At 72.4% G+C, this 24,314-nt stretch carries 23 protein-coding genes and 2 tRNA genes; 13 read left to right on the top strand and 12 right to left on the bottom strand.

Features of this window, described 5'->3' with window-relative positions; translation table 11 throughout:
* Window positions 1-52 precede the first annotated feature (52 nt).
* On the bottom strand, window positions 53-748 hold the full coding sequence (locus D7044_RS23605; protein ID WP_120690228.1) for a hypothetical protein: 696 nt from the start codon (window positions 746-748) through the stop codon (window positions 53-55).
* A 156-nt stretch (window positions 749-904) separates the two neighbouring features.
* Window positions 905-2,086: a snapalysin family zinc-dependent metalloprotease gene (locus D7044_RS33310; protein WP_120690277.1), complete on the bottom strand. Its 1,182-nt coding sequence runs from the start codon at window positions 2,084-2,086 to the stop codon at window positions 905-907.
* Window positions 2,087-2,361: 275 nt separating this feature from the next.
* Between D7044_RS33310 and D7044_RS23595 the strand changes: the two genes are divergently transcribed.
* The 12 genes from D7044_RS23595 (at window position 2,362) to D7044_RS23540 (ending at window position 13,133) form a co-directional block, all read left to right on the top strand.
* Window positions 2,362-2,946 carry an AMIN-like domain-containing (lipo)protein gene (locus tag D7044_RS23595; RefSeq protein ID WP_120681867.1) on the top strand — a complete coding sequence of 195 codons (585 nt, stop codon included), beginning with the start codon at window positions 2,362-2,364 and terminating at the stop codon, window positions 2,944-2,946.
* Between the two features lie 96 nt (window positions 2,947-3,042).
* Window positions 3,043-3,723: a response regulator transcription factor gene (locus D7044_RS23590; RefSeq protein ID WP_120690276.1), complete on the top strand. Its 681-nt coding sequence runs from the start codon at window positions 3,043-3,045 to the stop codon at window positions 3,721-3,723.
* A gap of 7 nt (window positions 3,724-3,730) precedes the next feature.
* Window positions 3,731-5,161 carry a sensor histidine kinase gene (locus D7044_RS23585; protein WP_120690227.1) on the top strand — a complete coding sequence of 477 codons (1,431 nt, stop codon included), beginning with the start codon at window positions 3,731-3,733 and terminating at the stop codon, window positions 5,159-5,161.
* On the top strand, window positions 5,158-6,087 hold the full coding sequence (locus D7044_RS23580) for a Gmad2 immunoglobulin-like domain-containing protein (protein ID WP_120690226.1): 930 nt from the start codon (window positions 5,158-5,160) through the stop codon (window positions 6,085-6,087). Before D7044_RS23585 ends, D7044_RS23580 begins: the two co-directional genes overlap by 4 nt.
* A gap of 223 nt (window positions 6,088-6,310) precedes the next feature.
* A complete protein-coding gene (locus tag D7044_RS23575; RefSeq protein ID WP_120690275.1) occupies window positions 6,311-7,801 on the top strand; it encodes a DHA2 family efflux MFS transporter permease subunit in 1,491 nt (496 codons plus the stop codon).
* 195 nt (window positions 7,802-7,996) lie between these two features.
* On the top strand, window positions 7,997-8,278 hold the full coding sequence (locus D7044_RS23570; protein ID WP_120690225.1) for an FmdB family zinc ribbon protein: 282 nt from the start codon (window positions 7,997-7,999) through the stop codon (window positions 8,276-8,278).
* A 90-nt stretch (window positions 8,279-8,368) separates the two neighbouring features.
* Entirely contained in the window at window positions 8,369-9,622 is a 1,254-nt protein-coding gene (fmdA, locus tag D7044_RS23565) for a formamidase (RefSeq protein WP_120681860.1), read from the top strand.
* A gap of 275 nt (window positions 9,623-9,897) precedes the next feature.
* The gene (locus D7044_RS33455) at window positions 9,898-10,281 is read left to right on the top strand and encodes a UBP-type zinc finger domain-containing protein (protein WP_120681858.1); all 384 of its coding nucleotides are present in this window, start codon (window positions 9,898-9,900) and stop codon (window positions 10,279-10,281) included.
* A gap of 221 nt (window positions 10,282-10,502) precedes the next feature.
* On the top strand, window positions 10,503-10,886 hold the full coding sequence (locus tag D7044_RS23555; protein ID WP_199716739.1) for a nuclear transport factor 2 family protein: 384 nt from the start codon (window positions 10,503-10,505) through the stop codon (window positions 10,884-10,886).
* 16 nt (window positions 10,887-10,902) lie between these two features.
* On the top strand, window positions 10,903-11,457 hold the full coding sequence (locus tag D7044_RS23550; RefSeq protein WP_120690224.1) for a carboxymuconolactone decarboxylase family protein: 555 nt from the start codon (window positions 10,903-10,905) through the stop codon (window positions 11,455-11,457).
* 44 nt (window positions 11,458-11,501) lie between these two features.
* On the top strand, window positions 11,502-12,080 hold the full coding sequence (locus D7044_RS23545; RefSeq protein ID WP_120681854.1) for a TetR/AcrR family transcriptional regulator: 579 nt from the start codon (window positions 11,502-11,504) through the stop codon (window positions 12,078-12,080).
* A gap of 87 nt (window positions 12,081-12,167) precedes the next feature.
* Entirely contained in the window at window positions 12,168-13,133 is a 966-nt protein-coding gene (locus D7044_RS23540) for a GNAT family N-acetyltransferase (RefSeq protein WP_147434710.1), read from the top strand.
* Between the two features lie 38 nt (window positions 13,134-13,171).
* Here D7044_RS23540 and D7044_RS23535 read toward each other — a convergent pair whose 3' ends face one another.
* The 10 genes from D7044_RS23535 to D7044_RS23490 all read right to left on the bottom strand — a co-directional run bounded on the left by D7044_RS23535 (window position 13,172) and on the right by D7044_RS23490 (window position 23,072).
* A complete protein-coding gene (locus D7044_RS23535; RefSeq protein ID WP_120690222.1) occupies window positions 13,172-14,371 on the bottom strand; it encodes an RtcB family protein in 1,200 nt (399 codons plus the stop codon).
* A gap of 34 nt (window positions 14,372-14,405) precedes the next feature.
* A tRNA-Gly gene (locus D7044_RS23530) sits at window positions 14,406-14,479 on the bottom strand.
* A 29-nt stretch (window positions 14,480-14,508) separates the two neighbouring features.
* Window positions 14,509-14,580: transfer RNA gene (locus tag D7044_RS23525), tRNA-Glu, on the bottom strand.
* 358 nt (window positions 14,581-14,938) lie between these two features.
* Window positions 14,939-15,445, bottom strand: a complete 507-nt coding sequence (locus D7044_RS23520; RefSeq protein ID WP_120690221.1) for a DinB family protein — start codon at window positions 15,443-15,445, stop codon at window positions 14,939-14,941.
* Window positions 15,446-15,539: 94 nt separating this feature from the next.
* Entirely contained in the window at window positions 15,540-16,415 is an 876-nt protein-coding gene (locus D7044_RS23515) for a M15 family metallopeptidase (protein ID WP_120690220.1), read from the bottom strand.
* Between the two features lie 12 nt (window positions 16,416-16,427).
* Window positions 16,428-17,426, bottom strand: coding sequence for an acetylxylan esterase (locus D7044_RS23510; protein ID WP_120690219.1), 999 nt, complete (start codon window positions 17,424-17,426; stop codon window positions 16,428-16,430).
* Between the two features lie 6 nt (window positions 17,427-17,432).
* Window positions 17,433-19,811, bottom strand: coding sequence for a beta-xylosidase/alpha-l-arabinosidase (locus D7044_RS23505; protein WP_233565096.1), 2,379 nt, complete (start codon window positions 19,809-19,811; stop codon window positions 17,433-17,435).
* A 95-nt stretch (window positions 19,812-19,906) separates the two neighbouring features.
* Window positions 19,907-20,737: a carbohydrate ABC transporter permease gene (locus D7044_RS23500; protein WP_233565095.1), complete on the bottom strand. Its 831-nt coding sequence runs from the start codon at window positions 20,735-20,737 to the stop codon at window positions 19,907-19,909.
* A 32-nt stretch (window positions 20,738-20,769) separates the two neighbouring features.
* On the bottom strand, window positions 20,770-21,768 hold the full coding sequence (locus D7044_RS23495) for a carbohydrate ABC transporter permease (RefSeq protein WP_120690217.1): 999 nt from the start codon (window positions 21,766-21,768) through the stop codon (window positions 20,770-20,772).
* On the bottom strand, window positions 21,765-23,072 hold the full coding sequence (locus tag D7044_RS23490; protein ID WP_120690272.1) for an extracellular solute-binding protein: 1,308 nt from the start codon (window positions 23,070-23,072) through the stop codon (window positions 21,765-21,767). Before D7044_RS23490 ends, D7044_RS23495 begins: the two co-directional genes overlap by 4 nt.
* A gap of 138 nt (window positions 23,073-23,210) precedes the next feature.
* On the opposite strand from D7044_RS23490, the gene D7044_RS23485 reads away from it, so the two are divergent.
* A complete protein-coding gene (locus D7044_RS23485) occupies window positions 23,211-24,239 on the top strand; it encodes a LacI family DNA-binding transcriptional regulator (protein ID WP_120690216.1) in 1,029 nt (342 codons plus the stop codon).
* Window positions 24,240-24,314 lie beyond the last annotated feature (75 nt).

Genomic DNA, 24,314 nt, shown 5'->3' with positions numbered 1-24,314 from the left:
CAGGCCGGAGCGCTCCCGCGGGAACCGCCTCGATCAGCCCCGGGCGCGCGGCTCAGGAGCGGCGCTCGCGCTCCTGGGCGAGCCGCTCGTCGAGGCGGCCCAGCTCGTAGATCGCATTCAGGTTCGTGGGAAGCCTGGTCACGTTCTCGGTGCCCTCGTCCGGCCCGGGCGGCACGGGGCCGCCGCGGGCCGGCACCGGGGCCGGTGCCACGTCGGCAGGCGCCGGGCGCCGCCGCACGAGCAGGACCACCGGCAGCGCCAGGACACCGATGGAGAAGAGCAGCGCGGCCCAGCGCAGCACCGGGTCGGTCCGGACGACGGTCGGCACCGCGAGACTCTCCGAGGTGGACGGTGCCACCTCGGGCGCACCCGCGGGCTGCGGCACGACGGTCACCACGACGTCGGGCCCACCGTCGCCACCGGGGCGCACCACGCGGCCCGGCAGGCCGTTCGGACGGGCGTCACTCGGCACCGCCACCGAGGGGACGATCGGACCGGGCACGGGAACCGACGTGACGGACGGGCCCGGCGTCGTCGGGGCCACCGACGGCGGATCGGAGGGCGGGGTGGTCGGCGGGGTGGTCGGCGGGGCGGTCGGGTCGTCGCCCGCGCCCAGCAGGCCGTCCACCAGGTCTCCCAGCCCAGCCACCAGACCGCCCAGCAGGCCGCTGGGCACCGATGGGGACGTCGACGGCTGCGGCGCGGGCGCCATCGCGAGAGTCAGGGCGAGCGCGGCCACCACACGCATGGGTTCACCTCGGGAGGGTTCGATATGGGAGGCACGCTACCGCACACTGCGGACGCCCGGGATTCCCCCGTACGGCGACCCTCCGTCGACCACTCTCCGCGCGGATGCGGGGGACGTCGTGGCGACGCCCCCCATCATCCGGTTTGTACTGTCCGGTCAGGACGGCAGGCCACCGACCTGGGTGTTGATCCAGCTCCGGATCGCCGTCAGGTCGCCGTAGACGGACGGACCCGTGGCGCAGGTCGGATTGTTGTTACCGGCCCGACTGGTGGCGCCGATCAGGCTCCACACTCCGTTGACCCGGCGCACCTGCGGGCCGCCCGAGTCGCCGTAGCACGCGCCGGAGTTGCCGTTGGTGTTGTTGGTGCAGATCTCGTACGGCCCGTTGATGCCGAGGCAGCGGCTGTCGGACACGATCGAGGTGTCCAGCTCGTACGCGATGCTCGGCGCGGAACCGCAGCCCCGGGTCGGGCAGGTCTGACCCCAGCCGATGATCCGGGTGGCCGTACCGACCGCGCCGGAGCTGGTGGGGATCGGGGCGGGAGCGTGACCCACCGAGCCGGACAGCTGCAGCAGCTTGACGTCGATGCTCGGGTGGTTGACCGCTCTGCTCACGCCGACGACCGTGCCGCCACTGGTGCGGTTGGTGCTGCCCACCCGTACGGAGGACGGGGTCGGGCAGTGCTTCGCGGTGACCGCCCAGTTGGCCTTGATCAGTGAGCCGGTGCAGCCGGAGAGGTAGACCAGGAAGGAGTAGTTCTCGCTGGCCGGCCGGCCGCCGACCACCAGCGGCGCGACGTCGCCCGCCCCGTCCCAGGTGTACGTCGTCCCGGCCGGCGCGGACCGGCCGCCGGCGAAGAGCTGGTTGACCCGGCTCGACTCGGCCGAGTTGGGGACGGCGTTGGTGCACGACACGGGGGCGCTGCTGCCCGACATCAGGTCCGAGCAGAGCCCGGTGCGGCGGTCGGGCAGGCCGAGGATGTGCCCGAACTCGTGGGTGGCGATGCGGGTGCGGTGGTAACCCTGGTTGACGGCGGTGCGGCCCATCCAGATCCGGCCCGAGCCGAGACCGGTCACCTGAGCCCGGGGCCAGCCGTCGTCGACGTAGACGGTGATGGTGGCCGGGGTCCCCGGCAGCAGCCGGACGGTGCTGACCCGACTGTTCCAGATCTGCGCGGCCTGGTCGAAGTTGGTCCGGAACTCACCGGTCCGGCTGGCGTCGTAGTAGACGGTGCGTACGGCGGAGGCCCCCGCACCGGTGGCGACCTGCACCCCGGCCACCGCGAGGACGCCCACCAGCGCGGACACCGCCGCGCGTAGCAGCTGTCGTCGGAACATCACGCACTCCCCTGGTTCCCGGCGGCAGCGCCGCCATCCATCGATGTACGTGAATGTTAGATCGACGTACGGCGATGTCCGTCATAACGGATCCGTCATAACGGATCCGTCATAACGGGCGCGGCCGGCGGGCTCACCTCCGGCGCGCTGTAACTCGGCTGTTACCACGCGGCGAAGCTGCCGTGGCATCGCCGGCCGACCGTCGACGTCGAGGCGGGAACACCGGCGACGGAGCCGGTGACCGCCGGCCGAGGAGGCAGTGAGGGGAGACGACGATGAGGATCAGGAACACACTGGTGGTACTGGCCGTCCTGACCGCCGCGCTGATGGCGGGCGGGAGCACCGGCACCGCCGCCACGACGACGAGCCGAGCGGCGAAGACCACCGCACCGTACTGCGGGATCACCTGGGGCAGCGGCCCGAAGGCGGCCGGCACGCTCAGCACGGACCCACTGATCGAGGTACGCACCGGCCGCCACGACTGCTTCGACCGGGTGGTGTTCGAGTTCGCCGGCCCGGTGACCGGCTACACGGTCGGCTACGGCGAGACGTGGACCGAGGGTGAAGGGCTCGCCCTTTCGCCGTACACCGCCGGCGACGCGCTGCTGCGGGTCTCCCTCCAGGCGCCCGCGTACGACGACGAGCACCTCGCCACCGTCCCGTACCGGGTCGGCGAGCACGCGGCGATCGTGCTGCGCCACCGGACGCTGCGCGACGTGGTCTTCGGAGGCAGCTTCGAGGGCTACACCACGTTCGCGGTCGGGGTGCGGGCCCGGCTGCCGTTCCGGGTCTTCGTCCTGGACGGCCCCGGCACGCACAGCCGGATCGTGCTCGACGTCGCCCACCAGTGGCAGTCGTGAACCGTCCGCACGGTGGAGGGCCCGAGCCCGGCCGGGCCCTCCACATCGTCCGTCGGGGCAGGTCGACGAGGCGAGCGGCGGCGCTAGGCTCGGATGATGGAGGGCCGCCTGCTGGTGGTCGAGGACGATGCCTCCATCCGGGAGGTCACCGCCCTCGGACTCCGCCGGGCCGGATTCCGGGTCACCACCGCCGTCGACGGCCGCGAAGCGCTCACCGCCTGGCGGGCGCAGCCCGTCGACCTGATCGTGCTCGACGTCATGCTCCCCGGCCTCGACGGACTCGAGGTCTGCCGGGAGGTCCGCCGCACCAGCGCCGTGCCGATCCTCATGCTCACCGCGCGCACCGACACCATCGACGTGGTCGTCGGCCTGGAGTGCGGCGCCGACGACTACCTCCGCAAACCGTTCGACCTGCCCGAGCTGGTGGCGCGCGTCCGGTCGGTGCTCCGCCGGGCCACCACCCCGGCCGAGCGGACCGTCCTCACCATCGGCGGGCTGGAGATCGACCCGGCCGGCTTCGTCGTCCGCAAGGCCGGACGGGAACTGCCGCTGACCGCGACGGAGTTCCGTCTCCTGCTGGAGCTGGCCCGCCGCCCCGGTCAGGTCTTCACCCGCGAGCTGCTGCTCGACCGGGTGTGGAACCACAGCTACCTCGGTGACTCCCGCCTCGTCGACGTGGCCGTTCAGCGGCTGCGCGCGAAGATCGAGGACGACCCCGCCCACCCCCGGCTGGTCCGCACCGTACGCGGCGCCGGCTACAAGATGTCGACGGGGTGACCGCGCGATGGCAGCGGATCACGTACGCCCGGGCCGGCTCAGACGCCGGCTGACCGTCGCGTTCGTCGTCGTGGCCGGAGTCTCCGCCGGATCCCTCGCCGGCGGCTCCTACCTGCTGCTGCGCCAGTCCCGGCTGGACGCGTCCGTGCAGCAGGCCGCGGCCGACGTCCGCTACCAACTCGTCCTCGCCGGGCAGTTCCAGCCGTTGACCGAGCAGCGCCGGGCCGAGCTGCTGCGCAGCTTCGAGGGGAGCGGCCGGCACGTGCTGCTGACCGGCGGCACGGACGTCCAGGCCTCCAACCCGGCGTACGCACCGGTGCTCGGACCGACGCTGCGGACCACCGTCGCCGCCGGAGAGCTGGGGTACGAGCGCTCGACCCCACCCGTCCGGCCGCGGCTGCTCGTGGTCGGCGGCCGGATCCCCGGCTCCACCGACGAGCTGTACGTGGTCACCGCCGAGGAGGAGCTGCACCGCGACCTCGACCAGCTCCGCAACGCGCTACTGGTCGGCTGGGCGCTGGTCGTGCTCACCGCCGCCGGGATCGGGCACACGCTGGCCCGGCGCACCCTGGAACCGGTCGGCCGAGCGAGCCGGGCCGCGCGCGCCGTCGCCGAGGGCCTGCTCGCCACCCGTCTGCCCGTGCACGGACGCGACGAGTTCAGCGCCTGGGCGACGTCCTTCAACAGCATGGCCGAGGCGCTCGAGGCGAAGATCGAGGCGCTCTCCCGGGCGCAGGCCCGGGAGCGGCGATTCACCGCCGACGTCGCGCACGAGCTGCGTACCCCGGTGACCGCCCTGGTCGCCGCGGCCTCGCTGCTGCGCGAGCACACCGACCAGCTCACCGGCGGCGCGCGCCGCCCCGCCGAGCTGCTGGTGGCCGACGTGATCCGGCTGCGCCGCCTGGTCGAGGAGCTGATGGAGATCTCCCGGCTGGACGCCGGCCAGGAACCGCTGGCGATGGGCACCGTCGATCCGCTCGCCCTGCTGCACGCCCTCGTCGCGGCGAGGGGCTGGCCCGACCGGGTGACGGTCGCCGGCAGCGCCGTCGCACTCCGCACCGACCCGCGCCGGCTCGAGCGGATCCTCGCCAACCTGGTGGGCAACGCGGTCGAGCACGGCGGCGGCGAGATCCGGGCCACCGTCGAGCGGGACGGGGCGGAGGTGCTCTTCGACGTCACGGACCGGGGACCGGGCATCCCCGCGGCACATCTGTCACGCCTCTTCGACCGCTTCTACAAGGTCGACCCGGCCCGCGCGGGTGCCGGCAGCGGCCTCGGGCTGGCGATCGCGCTGGAGAACGCCCGGCTGCTCGGCGGGCGCCTGACCGTCCGCAGCGAGCCGGGCCTCGGCACCCGCTTCCGGCTCGCCCTGCCCGCGGCCGGCCCCGTTGCCGAGCCGGAGCAGGCCGGCACGAGGGTTCGCGAGGACGCGCCATGAGGGCCGGCCGCCTCCGCTCGCCCGGCCGCCGCACGCTGGCCGGTCTGCTCCTGGCCGGCCTGCTGCTGCCTGCCTGCGCACCGCCGCGCTCCGGCTCGCTCGGCCCGGCCCCGACCGCCGTACCGCCGCCGGCCGCCACACCCACCCCCACCGGCCCCGCCGTCGCGACGCCCCGTCCCACCCCGGCGCCGACCACGGCCGGACCGACACGACCGGGTACGCCACCGGCCGCCGCCCCGACCTCGGCCGCCACGATCACCGTCGAGCTCTGGTTCGTACGGGACGGGCGGCTGGCCCCGACCCGGCGCACCCGTCCCGGCACCCCGGCGACCTCCCGGCTGGCGCTCACCGAACTGGCCGTCGGGCCGACCCACGCCGAGGCGGCCACGGGGATGACCACGCTCCTGGGCGGCGGCGCCGAGCCGCTCGGGATCGCCGACGGCGTCGCGACCGTCCGCCTCGCCACGGCGGGCGGCGACCCGACGACCGAGCGGCTACGCCGGGCCCAGGTGGTCTGGACCCTCACCCAGTTCCCCACGGTGCGGCGGGTGCGCTTCGACCCGGCGAGCGCGGACTCCGACGGTCCGGTCGGCCGGGCCGACTACAGCGACCTGCTCCCGCCCATCGTGGTGACCGGGCCGGCCGTGGGGCAACGGGTCACCAGCCCGTTGACCGTCGCCGGGAGCGCCGACGTGTACGAGGCGACCGTGAGCCTGCGCGTCCTCGACGCGGGCGGCCGGGAGATCGCCACCACCTTCACCACGGCCAGCTGCGGCACCGGCTGCCGTGGCGACTACCGGGCGGTGGTGACCTGGCGGGTTCCCCGGGAGCAGCGCGGCACGATCGAGGTGTACGAGATCTCCGCCGACGACGGCAGCCGGGTGAACCTGGTCCGCGTACCGGTGACGCTCGTACCCGGACGCTGACCCCGGCGCGACCCGACCGGGGACGGATCTCCCAAGCCGCTGCGCGGCCCGGATTCCGCCGACTAGCGTCGGACGCGAACGTGTTTCGCGGAGGGTGGGGAAGGCGGAGCCGGCAGCCGGACGCCGGCCCGTCGAGGACCTGATGTCGACCGCCGCCGGTCGCCCGGAGCACGACCATCCCGACGCGCAGAGCCGGTACCGAGTCCGCACGGAAGGCTTCGCCATGCCCGGAACGACCTCGATGAGCCCTGGCGCGTCCGGCGCCGGGGCGGAGACCGGCGGGCACCCGCAGCGCTGGGCCGCGCTGGCGGTCATCGCCATCGCCCAACTGATGGTGGTGCTGGACGCCACCATCGTGAACATCGCGCTCCCCCACGCCCAGGCCGACCTGGGCATCACCGACGCCAACCGGCAGTGGGTGGTGACCGCGTACACGCTGGCCTTCGGTGGCCTGCTGCTGCTCGGCGGCCGGATCGCCGACTACTGGGGCCGCAAACGCGCCTTCATCGTCGGCACGGTGGGGTTCGCGCTCGCCTCCGCCGTCGGCGGCCTCGCCGGTGACGGGGCGATGCTCTTCGGCGCCCGCGCCCTGCAGGGCGCCTTCGGCGCGCTGCTCGCGCCGGCCTCGCTGGCGCTGCTCACCGTCCTGTTCACCGAGACCCGGGAACGCGCCAAGGCGTTCGCCGTCTACGGGGCGATCGCCGGTGGCGGCTCGGCCGTCGGCCTCCTGCTCGGCGGCGTGCTCACCGAGTACGCCAGCTGGCGCTGGTGCCTGCTGGTCAACATCCCGGTCGCCGCCGTGGCGCTGATCGCCGCGCTACCGCTGGTGCCGGAGAGCCGGGCACACGGCGACACCCGCTACGACGTACCGGGCGCGCTGGTCGTCACCGCCGGTCTGGTGAGTCTGGTGTACGGCTTCACCCGCGCCGCCGAGGACGGCTGGACCGCCGCCGCCACGCTCACCTTCATCCTGGTCGGCGTGGCGCTGCTCGCCGCGTTCGTGCTGATCGAGCTGCGTACCAGGAATCCGCTGCTGCCGATGCGGATCCTGCTGGACCGCAACCGCGGCGGGGCGTACCTGGCCTCCGCGCTGATCGGCGCCGGCCTCTTCGGAGCGTTCCTGTTCCTGACCATCTACCTGCAGACGGTGCTCCGCTACACGCCGCTGGAGGCCGGTCTCGCCTCGCTGCCGGTCACCGCCGGCGTGCTGATCGCCGCGGGCAGCGCCAGCCAACTGCTGCCGCGCATCGGGGCCAAGCCACTCATGCTCGGCGGCGCGGTCCTCGCGGCGGGGGGCATGGTGGCGCTCACCCAGGTGGACGTGGACACCTCCTTCGTCGCCCTCCTCCTGCCCGCCCAGATCGTCCTCGGCCTCGGGCTCGGCTTCACGTTCGTGCCCCTGTCCAGCCTCGCCCTGTACGGGGTACCCGAGCACGACGCGGGCGCGGCCAGCGCCACGCTCAACGCCACCCAGCAGGTCGGTGGGTCGCTCGGCACCGCCCTGCTCAACACGCTGTACACCAGCGCCGTCACCGGCTACCTGGCCACCCGTACGCCCGACCCGATCACCCAGGTCCGGGCGCTGCTGCACGGCTACTCGGTGGCGTTCGCCTGGGCCACCGGGCTGATCCTGCTCGCCGGCCTCACCACCCTGTTCCTGATCCGGGTACGCCGGCAGGACGTCCCCACCGGCGGCCCGGCCCACCTGGGCTGACCCGCTTCGCGCGTCCTCCCCTCGGCAGCGAGCGGTGATCGACCCGGAAACTACGGGGCCGCCGTCACCCGATCGCGTCCGACCTCGCAGGTTGGCCTGCGGCATGGTCGGATGCGTCCGATTCTTGACCTGGCCGGCGCGGTGCCCAGGTTCCGCGCCGGAGGTACGAACGGCGGTGGCGGGCGAGGAGATCACGTGGCGACCTACGAGTACCGGTGTCCGCGTGACGGTGACTTCGAGGTGCGCCTCCCCCTCGGCGAAGCCGGAGCAGCGGTCGACTGCCCCGGCTGCCACGAGCGGGCCACCCGGGTCTGGTCCGCCCCGCGGCTGGCCCGAACGCCCCGTGCGCTCGGCGCGGCCCTCGACGGGGCGGCGCGGAGCGCGGAGACGCCCGAGGTCGTGTCGCGAATTCCGGCGAGGCGGCCCGCGGCGGCCATGCCGGCCCACCCGGCTCACGCTCGGTTGCCCCGGTTGTGACAGCGCCGGCGGCCCCGTAGCCACGGGAGCCCGCCGATCCAGACCGAAGATCACCACCGCGGCGGACGGTGTGACGAAGGGAAGCGGCAGATGCCCGAGGTCATCTTTTCCTTGGACTCGACGAAGAGGTTCACGGAGCAGGAGAAGATCGGACACAACAGGTGGCACCCCGACATCCCGCCCGTGGCCACCGTCAAGCCGGGCTCGACGTTCCGGGTGCACTGCCGGGAGTGGTTCGACGGAGAGATCCACAACGACGACTCCGCGGACGACGTCCGTGACGCGCCGCTCTCCATCGTGCACGCCCTCAGCGGCCCGTTCGCCGTGCAGGGCGCCAAGCCCGGCGACCTGCTGATGGTCGACATCCTCGACGTCGGGCCCATCCCGCAGGAGGACTCCGGCCCGCTCGCCGGGCAGGGCTGGGGGTACACGGGCATCTTCGCCAAGCAGAACGGCGGCGGGTTCCTCACCGACCAGTTCCCCGACGCGTACAAGGCGATCTGGGACTTCAGCGGGCAGCGGGCGACGTCGCGGCACATCCCGGGGGTCTCCTTCACCGGCATGGTCCACCCGGGTCTGATGGGCACGGCGCCCTCCGCCGACCTCCTGGGCAGGTGGAACCGGCGTGAGCAGGCGCTGGCCGAGACCGACCCGGACCGGGTGCCGCCGCTGGCGCTGCCACCGTTGCCGCAGGACGCGGTCCTCGGTTCGCTGACCGGCAACGACTACGAACGGGCGGCCGCGGTGGCGGCGCGGACCGCGCCGCCGCGGGAGAACGGCGGGAACCAGGACATCAAGAACCTCACCAAGGGGTCCCGGATCTTCTATCCGGTCTACGTGCCCGGCGCCAACCTCTCCGTGGGGGACCTGCACTTCTCCCAGGGAGACGGGGAGATCACGTTCTGCGGCGCGATCGAGATGGGCGGCTTCGTCGACCTGCACGTCGACCTGATCAAGGACGGGATGAAGACGTACGGGGTGTCGGAGAACGCGATCTTCCTGCCCGGCAACAACAACCCGCAGTACAGCCAGTGGCTCGCCTTCTCCGGGATCTCGGTGACCCTCGACGGTGAACAGCGTTACCTCGACTCACAGCTGGCGTTCCAGCGCGCCTGCCTGCATGCGATCGACTACCTCACGAAGTTCGGCTACAGCCCGGAGCAGGCGTACCTGATCCTGGGGGCGGCACCCATCGAGGGCCGCTTCTCCGGGGTGGTGGACATCCCGAACTCCTGCGCGACGGTCTACCTCCCCACGGAGATCTTCGACGTCGACGTCCGGCCCTCGGCGGCCGGCCCGACCCGCGTCAAGCAGGGCGCCAAGGCGCCGAAGTCGAGCTTCTGAGCGCGGCGACCCGACCCGGAAGGGTCCGATCGCCCGGATCACTCCACCCTCCCGGCCGAGTCGATCAGGGCCGGCTCGGACCCCCGTCGACCAGGACACACCGCTAGGGCGTGTGTCGAAGTCCTCGGCTCGACCGAGGGCTTCGACACACGCCCTTGGGGCGGGCTGGAGGCCGACGTCCCCGAGTGCCAGACTTCGAGGCCGGGCGGTCCGGTGAAGACGTGCGGTTCAGCAGCGACCGACGACCGGAGCCGTGGACGGGGAGGGAAGTCGCTGTGAGTGACCAGTTCGAGCCGGGTGCCGAGTCGGCGGACGCGACCGCGCCGGTCGACCCTGCCGTACCGCCGAGCGGCACCGGCTGCCTGGAGTGCGACTCCTCCGGGGGATGGTGGTTCCACCTGCGTCGCTGCGCGGCCTGCGGTCACATCGGCTGCTGCGACTCGTCGCCGAGCCAGCACGCGACCGCGCACGCCGCCGCGACCGGCCACCCGGTCATCCGGAGCTTCGAGCCCGGTGAGTCGTGGTTCTGGGACTACTCCGAGAATCAGTTCCTCACCGACGGGCCGGAGCTGGCCGAGCCGCAGTCGCACCCGCTCGACCAGCCGGCGCCCGGTCCGCGTGGCCGGGTACCGGAGGACTGGAAGACCCGGCTGCACTGAGTCCCACGTCGCCCGAAGCATCGACTACCGGCGCCGGGAGCGGGAACGCCGAGCGAGCGCCTGACCCAAGTGGCTCCACGTCTCTCGGCGTGGAGCCATTTGCATGACGGCGATCACCCGGTACGCGGTGGTAAGCGGACCCGGGAGTCCGGTACCGTCGGGGACCAGCAACCGGACCCCCTGGTCCGGTACGTCGAGTCGCCCGACAGAAGGAGCTTCGAGTGCCCACCCAGGTGCACCTCAGTGACGCCCTCAACGAGCTCGCCCTGGCGCCGACGCGCGCACTGGACGAAGCCGTGGATGCGTACTACGCGCCCGACTACACCCACCGCAGCGACGGCAGGACGCTCGATCGCGCCGGGTTCGCCCAGATGGTCGCCGGGATGCGCGAGCGGGTCGTCAGCGGCACGGTGACCGTGCTCGACGAGTTCCGGGACGGCTCCGCCTACGCCGAGCGGCACGTCTACGAGATCACGATGGCGGACGGCTCCACCATCCGGCGGGAGATCTCCGTCTTCGGCTCCTACGCCGAGGACGGCCGGTTCCGACACCTCAGCGAGACGGGATTCGACCTCGCGCCGGACGAGACCACCCCGACCGCCTGACCAGATCGGAGACGACATGCCCCGCCTCAGCGATCCCGACCCGAAGAACATCCCCGACGAGGTGCGCGAATTCCTCTCCGCCCTCCCGCCGGACCCGCTGGTCAAGATGCTGAGCCACTCGACCGGCACGGTGAAGCCGTTCATCCAGTTCGCGCGGACGCTCTTCAGCCAGCTGGAACTCTCGGACCGCTCGCGCGAGCTGGTGATCCTGACCGTGGCCGAGCAGACCGACTGCGAGTTCGAGGCGGCCCAGCATCAGCCGATGGCGGCGGCAGCCGGAGTGCCGGAGCAGGTACGGGAGATCATCGCCGCCCGGGAGGTCGAGAGCGCCGAACTCTCGCCGTACGACCGGGCGCTGATCCGGTTCACCGCCGAGGTGGTGCGGCACCCACGCATACCCGACGACCTCTTCGACGAGGTACGACAGTTCCTCAACGAACGCGAGATCGTCGAGGTGCTCCAGGTGATCGGCTACTACTGGGCCTTCGGCCGGGTCTGCACCGTGCTCGACGTCGAGCTCACCAAGGTGTACTCCGACGACACGGTGCTGGCCGACGACTCGGACAGCTGAGTTCGCCCACGGCCGTGCACCACCGCTGAGGCACACTGAGCCTCATGACCTCGCCCGGCAGCAGCCCGAGCCCGACCGGGGCGGAGCCCTCCCATCGGCGCCTCGACGCGCGCCGCAACCACGAGAAGATCATCGCGGCTGCCCGGGAACTCTTCGGCGAACACGGGCTACAGGTCACGGTGCCGCAGGTCGCGGAGCGGGCCGGAGTCGGCCGGGCCACCGTGTACCGCAGCTACCCGAGCAAGGACGATCTGATCCTCGCGCTCGCCCGGGAGCAGCTCCAAGCTCTGGAGCGACTCACGCTCACCGCTCTGGACAGCACCGACGCCTACCAGGGGCTGCGCGACTACGTACCCGAGCTCTTCGAGCGCCTCGCCCACGATCGGGTGCTCGCCACCGTCTTCTTCGAGGCGCGGCTCTCCCCGGCGAGCCACCTGCTGGACCTGGTCGGCCGGCTCGTCGAGGCGGCCATCCCGTCGGGGCGCATCCGCGCGGACGCCGACCAACTCGACGTGCGGGTCGTCCTCTGCGGAACGGTCCGGCAACTCATCGCGCTCGACCAGTGGGATCCCGCGCTGTGGCGTCGCTACGGCGAGATGGTGCTCAACGCGTTCCACCCCTGAACATCCCGGTCCGCGGCACCGGCGGCCCCGGCACCGTGGCAAAGATCATTGCTCGGCCGGCGGGAAGGTCGGGTAGCTTCCGACCACGTGACAGCACCGAACGCGCAGGTGGCGGCCACGATCCGCGTGATGCGCCAGGACGATCTCACCGCCGCCGCCGACCTGCTGGTCCTCAGTGCGGGCGACGACAAGCGGCACCGGCTGCTGGAGCGGCTGGCCAGCACGGAGCCCGACGAGATCCACCACGCCCTCGTCGCCGAGCGCTCCGGCGTGATCGTCGGCGCCGGAAAGATCATCGCCGAGCCGGCCTGGCCGGGCACCGTGGCCGCGCTGGTGGCCGTCGCCCCGCACGAGCGCGGACGCGGGATCGGCACCGCGCTCGCGGACGAGCTGGCCGCCTGGGCGCGGGACAACCTGGGGCCGCGGCACCTGGTGACCAGCACGCTCCGGGACGACCTGGAACGCGGCCGGAAATTCGCCGCACGGTACGGCCTGACCGTCACCCACCACAGCGTCGGCTGGCGGTTCGACCTGGCCGGGCGCGCCGACGAGCTGGCGGAGCGCGCCGCGCGCAGCGCGGAGACCGCGGGAGTACGCGTCCGCGTCGCCGACTTCCGGGCCGAGGAGGCGGTGGTCCTCGACTGCATCACCCGCAGCCTGCCCGGTCTGCCGGTACCCGGCGCCGAGGATCAGGACGTCGACGTCTCGCAGGCCCACCGGCTCTTCACCGACGACGCGGTCGTGCTGCTGGCCGAACCCCGTGACGAACCCGGTGCCCCGCCGTGCGGGCTGACCATCGTCACGCCCCAGTCCGACGGCGGCGACTGGTACACGGTCTACACCGGCGTGGTGGTCGATCACCGCGGCCGGGGAGTGGCGATCGCCCTGAAGGCCGCCGCCCTCCTGGAGACCCACCGGCGGGGCGCGACCGCGGTGAGCACGCACAACGACGACGGCAACGAGGCGATCCTGCGCGCGAACCGGGCGTTCGGGATGCAGCCGAGCGTCGGCTACTGGAGCCTCGCCCGCCGGGACGACCTCAGCCACGACTGACGCCGGAGCGGGTGGCGGCCCAACGGCCGCCACCCGCCTCAACCCTTCACGCAGACCACCTGCTTGAGGTGCGCGACCACCTCGACCAGGTCCTCCTGCCGGGCCATCACCTCGGTGATGTCCTTGTACGCGCCGGGGATCTCGTCCACCACCCCGGCGTCCTTGCGGCACTCCACACCCGCCGTCTGCGCCGCGAGGTCGTCGGTGCCGAAGGTGCGCTTCGCCTGCGCCCGCGACATCCGCCGCCCCGCCCCGTGCGACGCCGAGCAGTACGCGTCCGGGTTGCCCTTGCCCCGCACGATGTACGACCCGGTGCCCATCGAGCCCGGAATGATGCCCAGGTCTCCCTGGCCGGCCCGGATCGCGCCCTTGCGGGTCACCAGCACGTCCACCCCGCCGTAGCTCTCCTCCGCCACGTAGTTGTGGTGGCAGGAGATCGGCTCGTCGTAGCGCACCTGCGGGAACCGGTCCCGCACCACGTTGCAGAAGACCGCCAGCATCACGGCCCGGTTGCGCCGCGCGTACTCCTGCGCCCACCACAGGTCCCGGCGGTAAGCCTGCATCTCCGGCGTGCCGGCGAGGAAGACCGCGAGGTCCCGGTCGGGCAGGTCGGCGTTGTGCGGCAGCCCGCGCGCGACCCCGATGTGCCGCTCCGCCAGCTCCTTGCCGATGTTGCGGGACCCGGAGTGCAGCATCAGCCACACCCGCCCCTCGTCGGCGCCGCCCTGCTCGAGGCAGACCTCGATGAAGTGGTTACCGCCGCCGAGCGTGCCGAGCTGCCGCTGCGCGCGTACCTCCAGCTGCGCCACCCGGCGGTCGAGGTCCGCGAAGCGCCGCCAGAACTCGTCCCAGCCGCGCTGCTCCAGGCCGCGTACCCGGCGCGGATCGACGGCCTTCTCCCGCTGCGCGAAGCCGACCGGAATCGCCGCCTCGATCGCCGAACGCAGACCCGCGAGGTCGTCCGGCAGGTCGGCAGCGGTGAGCGAGGTACGCACGGCCGACATCCCGCAGCCGATGTCCACACCGACCGCCGCCGGCGACACGGCCTGCCGCATCGCGATCACCGAACCGATCGTGGCGCCCTTGCCGAAGTGGACGTCCGGCATCACCGCGACGCCCTCCACCCAGGGCAGCGCCCCGATGTTGCGCAGCTGCTTCGCCGCCTGCGGCTCGATGCCGTACGGGTCGGTCCAGACCCGTACCGGGGCTCGGGTGCCGGCCAGCGTGTGGAAACCCATCGTCGTCTCCTCGTCTCGTTCTCGATCGTCTCGGAGCGGCTGGCCGGATTCGAACCGGCGACCTTCACCATGGCGAGGTGACGCGCTGCCAGGCTGCGCTACAACCGCGTTACCGTCCGGCGCCGCGCGCCGGAACGTAGGCCGTACGGGATTCGAACCCGTGACCTCCCGGGTGAGAACCGGGTGAGCTTCCGCTGCTCCAACGGCCCGTGCCGGACGGGTGACCCCCCGACCCGCCCGGTGCCGGGGCCACGGACGAAAAAACCGCCCGGACCCCGGCGGGGTGGGCGGCTGCGTGTGTGCGCGGGCGCGTCAGTCGCGCCGCCGCCTACCCCGATACCGGCCCCCCACGAACCGGCCCCGACAAAGGGATTCCTCGCCTGTGGTCAGCCACGCACCGCCCTGCGGCACGGGCCGCACGGCTCGGGTGTTGGTGCGTTGCGACACGGCGTACTCCCTGGTGAATCGCTCGGTTGACCTTGCGGGAACGACGGTATGCGGACCGTGCGCGGGCCGCAATCGGTATTACCGGCGACCGTCGCCGCGTGGCCCTGATCCGCGTCGACGTCAGGCGCCGACGGTCCCGTCGATCGCCTCGCGCAGCAGGTCGGCGTGCCCGTTGTGGCGCGCGTACTCGTGGATGAGGTGCAGCATCACCAGCCGCAGCGACACGTCCTCGCCCCAGCGGACGTTGTGGGCGGTGACGTCCAGCGACTCCGCGGCCCGCTCGATCCGCCGGGAGTGCTCGACCTCCCGCTGCCAGGCGCCGAACGCCTCCGCCCGGCTCGACGAACCGGCGTCGTACGCGACCTGGTAGTCGCCGCTCTCCGACCAGACCAGCGGAATCTCCTCGGCGTTGATCACCTTCCGGAACCAGGTCCGCTCGACCTCGGCCATGTGCCGGACCAGCCCGAGCAGGGAGAGCGTCGACGGTGGCGACGACTGCCGGCGCAGCTCCTCGTCGCTGAGCCCGTCGCACTTCATGGCCAGCGTCGCCCGGTGGTAGTCGAGGTACGCCCGCAGCGTCTCCCGCTCCCCGCCGGTCAACGGCGGCCCGATCCGCTCCGTGGTCACTGTCGTCCCCTCTCCCGGCCGGCGACGGCGAGGCGTGGGCGCCGCCGGCGCCGCGCGCCAGGAAGGGATCATGCCGGATCCGCAGGCGGGCCGGTCACCCGACCGACGAGCGGGCCACCGGGGCGTCGAAGAAGGTGTCCGGGTAGGGCTCGTCCTCGTACCGGTAGTGCCACCACTCGCCGGGGTAGTTGACGAACCCGGCGTCGGTCATCAACCGTTCGAGCAGCCTGCGGTTCTCCCGGGCCGGGCCGCTGACACCCGGGGCGGCCGTGTGCGCCGACGGGTCGAAGCAGTCGAAGCCGGTGCCCATGTCGATGCTGGCGTCCGGGAAACGCTGGGCGCGCGGCGCGGTGCAGGAGACCAACGGGCGGCCGGGCGCGAACGGCGGCTCGCTGGCGGCCGTCGCGGGGACCAGAGTCAGGTCCATCGTGCTGCCCCGGCTGTGTGCGGTCGGCGCGCCGATGTATCCCTGCGCGAAGAGCTTCGACTTCTCGACGTGCGGGTAGAACTCGGCCTTCGTCTGCTGCTCGCCGGGCCGCTTGGACCACGCCACGAAGTCGTCCACGGCCGGCACCGGCCGGTAGCAGTCGTACACCTTGAGGCTGTGCCCACCGGTCAGGGCGGCGTCCTGCACCCGGCGCAGGGCCTCCGCCGCCTGCCGGGTGAGCAGGCACAGCGACTCCTGGTAGCCGGTGATCGGCCGTCCGACGAAGTTGTGCGCGGTGGCGTACCGGATGTCGGTGCGGATGCGTGGATCGACGTCGCCGAGCACCACGAAACCGGGCAGCCGCGGCCGGCCGGTGCTGGACGGGGAGGGCGGGCCGCTCGGCGACGGTTGCGGAACCGGGGGTGTCGGCGCGGGCCGCGGCTCCGGCCGCGAGCAGCCGGCGGGCAGCATCCCGACCAGGAGCAGCGCGGCGGTGAGCCGAGCCGTCGCCGCCCCGACCCGCCCCGCAGCCGACCTGCCCATCCGTCCTGTCTATCAGTCGCCGCCGGCCTCCGGTGCCGGGTCGGCGTCGACCGCCAGGTGCGTGCCGAGGAACCGCAGCGCCGCCGCGTCGTCCTCGATCCCGCCCGCCTCGTGACCGTTGTAGCGCCACAGTGACAGCTCGGTCGGCCCGGCGTGCGCGTTGACGGCGGCGAAGACCGTCGACGGCGGCACGATCTCGTCCATCAGCGCCACCGAGTACCGCGCCGGGAGGCGGCAGCGGCGGGCGAAGTTCACCCCGTCGACGTACGCCAGGGTCGTCAGCACCCGCTCCTCGGCGTCGCGGTGGACGGCCAGGTAGTCGCGCACCTCCCGGTACGGTCGGGCGTCGGTGACCACGATGGCGCGGGGGATGTCGCAGAGGAACGGCACCCCGGCGACGACCGCCCGCAGGTCGGGCACGAGCGCGCCGGCCGCGAGCGCCAGCGCACCGCCCTGGCTGTGCCCGAGCACCGCGATCCGCTCCGGGTCGACCGCCGGCAGGGTCCGGGCCGCGTCCACCGCCCGGACCGCGTCGGTGATCAGACGCCGGTAGTAGTACGTGCCCGGCTCGGCGATGCCCCGGGTCATCACCCCGGGGGCCTCCGGTCCCGCCTCGGCGGGGTCGGGGGTCGCGCCCCGGCTCCACCCGGCGCCCTGCCCTCGGGTGTCCATCTGCAGGTGCGCGTACCCGGCTGCCGCCCAGAGCAGGTTCTCCAGCGGGTGGCCCCGCCCGCCGCCGTAGCCGGCGTACTGCACGACGGTCTGCAGGGGCGTCCCGGCGTCGCCGGGCACCCGCAACCAGGCGCGGACGGGCTGGCCGGCGAAGCCGGGAAAGGTCACGTCGTACACGTCGATGCCGGCCAGCCCGGTCGGCACCGGCTCGACCCGCAGGGCGAGGTCGGCCGACCGGGCCTCGGCGAGGGTGGCGGCCCAGAACCTGTCGAAGTCCTCCGGGTCCCGTACGCCGCTGCGGTAGCCGCGCAGCTGCTCCTCGGGCAGGTCGGTGTACACGCCAGGTCAGCCCTCGACCGGGCTGACCGTGAACTCGGGGTGCAGCCGCCGCGTGTGGTCGACGTACCGGACCGGGCCGCGCAGCTCGACCGGGGCGACCAGGCGCGCGTCGGTGCTCGACGCGGCCAGCCGCAGCTCCAGCTCGCCCGGCTCGACGATCCGCCGCCCGTTCTTCCCGGTGAAGGAGAAGAGGTCGGCCGGCACGGTCAGCTCGATGCGGCAGGCGGCGCCGGGGTCGAGCCGCACCCGTTGGTAGCCGATCAGCCGCTGCACCGGCTGCACCACCGAGGCGACCGGGTCGTGCGCGTACAACTGGACGACCTCGCTGCCCCACCGCTCGCCGGTGTTGCGCAGCGTGAAGCTCAGCCGCAGCTCGCCGTCGGTCTGCGCCACCCGCTGCTCGACGGTCAGCGCGGACCAGTCGAACCGGGTGTAGCTGAGCCCGTGGCCGAATCCGTACGCCGGGGTCGGGTCGACGTTGGAGACGTCGCTGAGCTGGCCGAGTCGAGCGGTCAGGTACGTCCCGGGCTGCCCACCCGGCCGGCGCGGCACCCCGATCGGCAGCCGCCCCTGCGGTTCGACCCGGCCGCTGAGCACCCCGGCGATCGCCGCCGGACCCTCCTCGCCGGGGAAGAAGGACTGCACGATGGCGGCGGCCTCGTCGATCGCGCGACCCAGCGCGTACGGGCGACCGGCGATCATGGTGACGATCACGGGTGTCCCGGTGTCGAGCAGAGCGTCGAGCAGCTGCTGCTGCACACCGGGCAGGGCCAGCGACTCGGCGTCGCAGCCCTCGCCGCTGGTGCCCCGGCCGAAGAGTCCGGCCCGGTCGCCGAGCGCGGCGATCACGACGTCCGCGCCCCGGGCCACCTCGGCGGCCGCCGCGAAGCCGTCGGTCTCCGGGCCGTCGACGCCGGCGCCGGCGGCCACCACCACCTCGCTTGCCGGGAACTCGGCGCGCAGCGCCGCGACCAGCGTGGGCAGTTCGATCCCGAGCGGCACCTCCGGGTGCTTGGCGCCGACGTGCACGGGGAACGAGTAGCAGCCGAGCACCGAGAGGGCGTTCTCCGCCTGCGGGCCGACGACCGCGATCCGGGCCGGCGCGGCCAGCGGCAGGACGTCCGCGTTGCGCAGCAGGACGACCGCCTCCTCGGCCACCTGCCGGGCCAGCGCCCGGTTGGCCGGCGGGTCCAGGTCTACGCTGCCGCGCACCGCCGCCGGGTCGTCGAGCTCGACGCCGTCCAGGGCGGGCGGCACCGGGCTCCAGCCGGCGTCCAGCAGTCCGAGCTGGGCCTTCTGCAACAGCACCCGGCGCAGCGCCCGGTCGATCAGCGTTTCGGGCACCGTGCCGGCGGCGAGCGCCGCGCGCAGCGGCTCGCCGAACGTCTTGACGGTGGGCAGCTCGACGTCCACCCCGGCGGCGAGGGCGACGCCGGCGGCCTCACCCCAGCTGCCGGCCACCCCGTGCAGGGTGTGCAGGAACGCGATCCCGAAGTAGTCGGCGACGACCGTGCCGGTGAAGCCCCAGGTTTCCCGGAGCAGACCGGTGAGCAGCTGCTCGTCGGCGGCGGACGGCATCCCGTCGGTGTCGGTGTAGGCGTGCATCACCGAACGGACGCCGCTCTCGCGTACCGCCATCTCGAACGGCGGCAGCATGACGTCGGCGCGCTCGCGCGGGCCCATGCCGACCGGGGCGTGGTTGCGACCGGCCCGGGAGGCGGAGTAGCCGACGAAGTGCTTCAGGGTGGCGACCACGCCCGCCGACTCCAGTCCCTGGATGTACGCGGTGGCGACCGTCCCCACCAGGTACGGGTCCTCACCGACGGTCTCCTCGACCCGACCCCAGCGGGCGTCGCGGACCACGTCGAGCACCGGCGCGAGCCCCTGGTGCACGCCGAGCCGGTGCAGGTCGACGCCGATGGCCGCGGCCATCCGCCGGATCAGTGCCGGATCGAAGGTTGCCCCCCAGGAGAGCGGCACCGGGTACGCGGTGGCGCCCCAGGTGGCGAAGCCGGCGAGGCACTCCTCGTGCGCGAGAGCCGGAATGCCGAACCGGTTCGTCCCGGCGATCCGCTGCTGGGTACGCAGCAGCGAGAGCGCGCCGAGCGCCGGGTCCACCGGGGCCGTGCCGAACGGCCGGGTGAGCTGCCCGAGGCCGGTCGGCAGCAGCGCGTCGAGGTCGACCGGCTCCTCCATCTCGTGCTGGTACGGAGCGACCTCACCGCCGTCGGCGGAGGCACCCACCCAGACGCCGTAGAGCTGGGCCACCTTCTCCGGCAGGGTCATCTCGGCGATCAGGGCGTCGACGCGGGTGGGCAGGTCGTAGGAGGGGTCGTTCCAGATGGAGGTGCTCGGTTCGATGTCCACGGTCACGTTGTCGGTCACTTTCCTCCGACGCCCATCGGCCCGGGCAGCGCCCGGTGGGCATACAGGTAAACGGTCATCTGGGTCTCCTCTTCCGCGGCTCGCGGGGCTGCTGTTCAGCCCTTGACCGCGCCTTGCAGACCGCCGACGATCTGCTTCTCGGCGAAGGTGAAGAAGAGGAGTGCCGGCAGCATCGCCAGCGAGGTGAAGGCGAGGATTCCGGCCGTGTCGGAGGTGTACTGGCTCGAGAAGTTCTGCACGCCCAGCGGCAGGGTGTGCAGGTCCGCGTCGCCGAGGACGAGCAGCGGCAGCAGGAACGCGTTCCAGCTGGCCACGAATGCGAGGACCCCGACGGTGACGAGCGCGGGCCGCGACAGCGGCAGCAGGATGCGCCAAAGGAACCCCAGCCGCCCGGCACCGTCGATGGCGGCGGCGTCTTCCAGTTCGCGGGGGACGGCGGAGAGGAAGGGGCGCAGGATGACGATGGTGAGGGGCAGGGAGAAGGCGATCTGCGGCAGGATCACCGCGTAGTAGGAGTTGATGAGGGTCAGGTCGCGCAGCATCAGGTACAGCGGCAGGATCGCTGCGCCGGAGGGGAAGAGCAGGCCGAGGGTAAAGAAGGTGTAGAGGCCCTCGCGCCCGCGGAAGGTGTATCGGGCGAGCACGAACGCCGCGCAGACGCCGAGCACCACGACACCGACCGTGGTGCCGAGCGCGATCACCGCGCTGTTGAGCGCCTGCTTCCAGAAGTCGCTCTGGGTCAGCACTCTGGCGTAGTTGTCCCAGACCCAGGGGTCGGGCAGGCCGGCCGGGTCCGCGGCGATCTGCGGGGTGGTACGGAAGCCGCCGATGATCACGTAGACCACCGGGGCGATCGACACGGCCGCGACCGCGAGTGCCAGCGCGTAGGTGAGGGGGGTGCTCCACGCCACCGGGCGTCGGGTCACCGGCGGGGACGGGACTGGGCCAGCGGTCACTGTCAGTTCACCCTTCCGGTGACGGCGCCCTCGATGTCACGGCGGAGCAGGAAACGCTGGAACAGCAGCGCCGCGACGAACGAGATGACGAAGAGGATCACGGCAACCGCGTTGCCGTAGCCCCAGAGCCGGGCGAAGAAGCCGTTGTCCACCATGTACGTGGCCATGGTGGCCGAGGCGCCGAGCGACCGTACCGCCGGCACCGAGGTCACCCAGATGACCTCGAAGGCCTGCAGCGAACCGATCATCGAGAGGAACATCCAGATCCGGATCGTCGGCCCCAGCAGCGGGACCATGACGTGACGCTGGGTCTGCCACCAGCTCGCGCCGTCGATCGCGGCGGCCTCGGTCAGCTCCTGCGGAACGTTCGACAGGCCGGCGAGCAGCAGGATGATGGCGAAGCCGACGTACTTCCAGGTGAGGACGAAGAGCATCGTCCAGATGACGACGTCGAGGTCGGCGAGCCACGCCCGCACCAGGCTGCCCAGCCCCAGCGACCGCAGCAGCGCGTCGACGGTCCCGTTGTCGGTGAGGAGCAGCTTCCACATGATGCCGGCGGTGACTTCGGCGAGCACGTAGGGCACGAAGACGAGCAGGCGGAACACGGCGCGTCCACGGAACCGCCGGTTCAGCAGCAGGGCCACGGCCAGCGCGATGGGACCTTGGACGAGCAGCGATCCGACCACGATGATGGCGTTGTTGCGCAGCGCGTCGAGGAAGATCGGGTCCTGGAAGGCGAGCACGTAGTTGTCGAATCCGACGTAGTCGGTCGGCGGTCCGATCCCCCGCCAGCGGAAGAGGCTGTAGTAGACCGCGAACCCCATCGGGACCAGCACGAACATCACGTAGACGATGACCGCGGGCAGGGTGAGCCCGACGATCTCGTACCACTTGCGCCGGGTCTGCACGGCGCGGATGGAGGTGCGCCGGGAGGGCCGGAGGCCCGCCGGCGGCGCGGACGCGTCGCCGGCGGGGCTCAGGGTCGGGTTGGTGGCGGTCACTTCTTCGCGGCCGCCTTCATCGCGGTGACGACCTGCTCGGCGGTGCCGTTGCTGGCGAACATCGCGACGACGGCGTCGTTCATCGCGTTGCCGACGGTGCTGCCGAAGGCCGTGTCCAGCCAGAGCTGCACATAGGTCGCGTTGGCGGTGGCATCCAGGATGGCCTTCAGGGAGGGGTCGGTGACGCCGGCGCCGGCGGCCTTGCTCACGGGGAGACCGGTGCCGGTCTCGGCGTATCCCTTCTGCACCTCGGGGCTCACCAGGTACTTGATGAACTCGACGCACTCGGCCGGGGCCTGCTTGGCGCAGGCGAATCCGTCCCCGCCGCCGAGGGCCGCCTTCGGGTCGCCGGCGGAACCGGAAATCGCCGGCACGGGGAACCAGCCGAGGAACTTCCCGAGCGCCGCCCGGTCCTCGGCGACGGTGTCCAGGGTGCCCCGGTTCCAGTCGCCCATGAGTTCCATCGCGGCCTTGCCGTTGGCCAGCAGACCATTGGCGCTGGTCGCATCGTTCTGGCCAGGGGTGGCGATGTAGTTCGGCTGGAACGGGTTGGTGCCGATGAAGGTCTTCAGGTCCTGGCCGGCCTTGACGAAGCAGGGGTCGTCGAAGACGAGTTCGGTGGACGCCTTCTTGAGGGTGTCGACCGAGCAGGCGCGCAGCGCGAAGTTGTACCACCAGTGCGCGGCGGGCCACTTGTCACCGGCGCCCAGGGCGATCGGGATGACGTTGATGGCCTTGAGCTTGGTGACCGCGTCGTTGAGCTCGTCGAAGGTGGTCGGAGGCGCGGCGATGCCCGCCCTCGCGAACATCTCCTTGTTGTACCAGACACCTTCGATGCCCATCCGGTACGGCAGCCCGTACTGCTCGCCGTTCACCTGCCAGATCTCGGCGGCGCTGCCGATGTCGGCGATCTCCGTCTTGGCCTGCTCGGTGAGGTTCTTCAGGTAGTCGGCCTCCACCTGCTCGCGCATCTCACCGCCGCCCCACGCCTGGAAGACGTCCGGCGGGTCGTTGCTCAGCAGCGCGGCAGGCAGCCGGGTGCGCTGGAGCTGGTTGGTCTCGATCGCCTCGATCTGGACCTTGACGGTCGGGTGGAGCGCGGAGAAGTCCTTGGCGACCTTCTCCCAGTAGGTCTTCAGGGGCCCTTCCTGGGAGGCGTTGTGCCACCAGGTGAGGGTCACCGGGTTCTTGTAGAGCTCGCTCTCGGCGGGGGCTTCGCTGTCGCCGCCGTTACACCCGGCGACGAGCAGTGCGGTGGTAAGGAACAGCGCCAGGCCGGCGCCCGCGCGGTGCTTCATCGCCATCGACACGTCTCCTCGACTAGCAGTGGCGGGGATTCAGGTGCGGCGAGTTTTACAGCCCCGTAACCACGTGTCAACCGTTGTCGATAACGTTTTCGAACCGTGCCGAAGAGTCGCGGCCGGCCCTCTATCATCGTCGGCGTGACCTTCCCGGAGCGTGTGAAAATGGCGGACGTGGCCCGTACGGCCGGCGTCTCGGTGGCTACCGTGTCGAAGGTCGTCAACAATCGGTACGGCGTGGCGCAGGCGACCGTGGAACGCGTACGGCAGGTCATCCACCAACTCGGATACGAGGCCAGCCTGGGCGCGCAGAGCCTGCGCAGCCACCGGACGAACGTCCTGGGCATCCTGGTCGCCGAGTTCGAGCCGTTCTCGACCGAGCTGCTCAAGGGGGCGTCCAAGGAGGTCGCCGGCACCGGCTACCAGCTGCTGGCCTACTCCGGCGGCGACGGCGACGGCACGGCCGTCGGCTGGGAGCGGCGCTCGCTGGCCCGCCTCTCCGGCACCCTCATCGACGGGGCCGTGATCGTCACGCCGACCGTGGTCGAGACCAAGCAGGGCTTCCACGTGGTGGCCGTCGACCCGCACACCGGCCCCTCCGGCCTGCCCACCGTCGACTCGGACAACTTCGCCGGTGCCGTGATCGCGACCAACTACCTGCTGTCGCTCGGTCACCGCCGCATCGGACACATCAGTGGACGCCCGGACCTGGAGTCGGCCCGCCTGCGCGAAGCGGGCTTCCGTAGGGCCATGGCCGACGCCGGCGTGCCGGTGGACGAGAGACTCGTGCGCGTCGGGGGATTCCGGATCGAGAGCGCAGCCACCACCGCTGCCGAACTGCTCGCGCTCCCGGACCGGCCGACCGCCGTCTTCGCCGGAAACGACCTCTCCGCGATCTCCACAGTGGACGTGGCGCGGAACGTCGGCCTCACCGTGCCCGAGGACCTGTCCGTCATCGGTTTCGACAACATCCCGGAATCGGCGCTGGTCAACCCGCCGCTGACGACGATCGCGCAGCCCCTGCAGCGGATGGGCGCCGAGGCACTACGGCTGCTCATCGACCTGATCGGTGGCGTCGAACGCGACCCGCACGTCCGGCTGCCCACCGAGCTGGTCGTCCGCGCGTCCTGCGCTCCGGCGCCGAGGTTCCCCCGACCGGGCCGGCCCTAGCCGCCACACGGCTGGGCGCGGACCGGCGACGCCGCCCGCTCGACCCCCGGGACCAACCCCGGCGGTGACGGCGGG

The sequence above is a fragment of the Micromonospora musae genome (assembly GCF_003626635.1).
GTDB classification, from domain to species: domain Bacteria; phylum Actinomycetota; class Actinomycetes; order Mycobacteriales; family Micromonosporaceae; genus Micromonospora; species Micromonospora musae.
The sequence above is the reverse complement of the archived record's forward strand: the minus strand, read 5'-3'. Positions and strand labels throughout refer to the sequence as shown.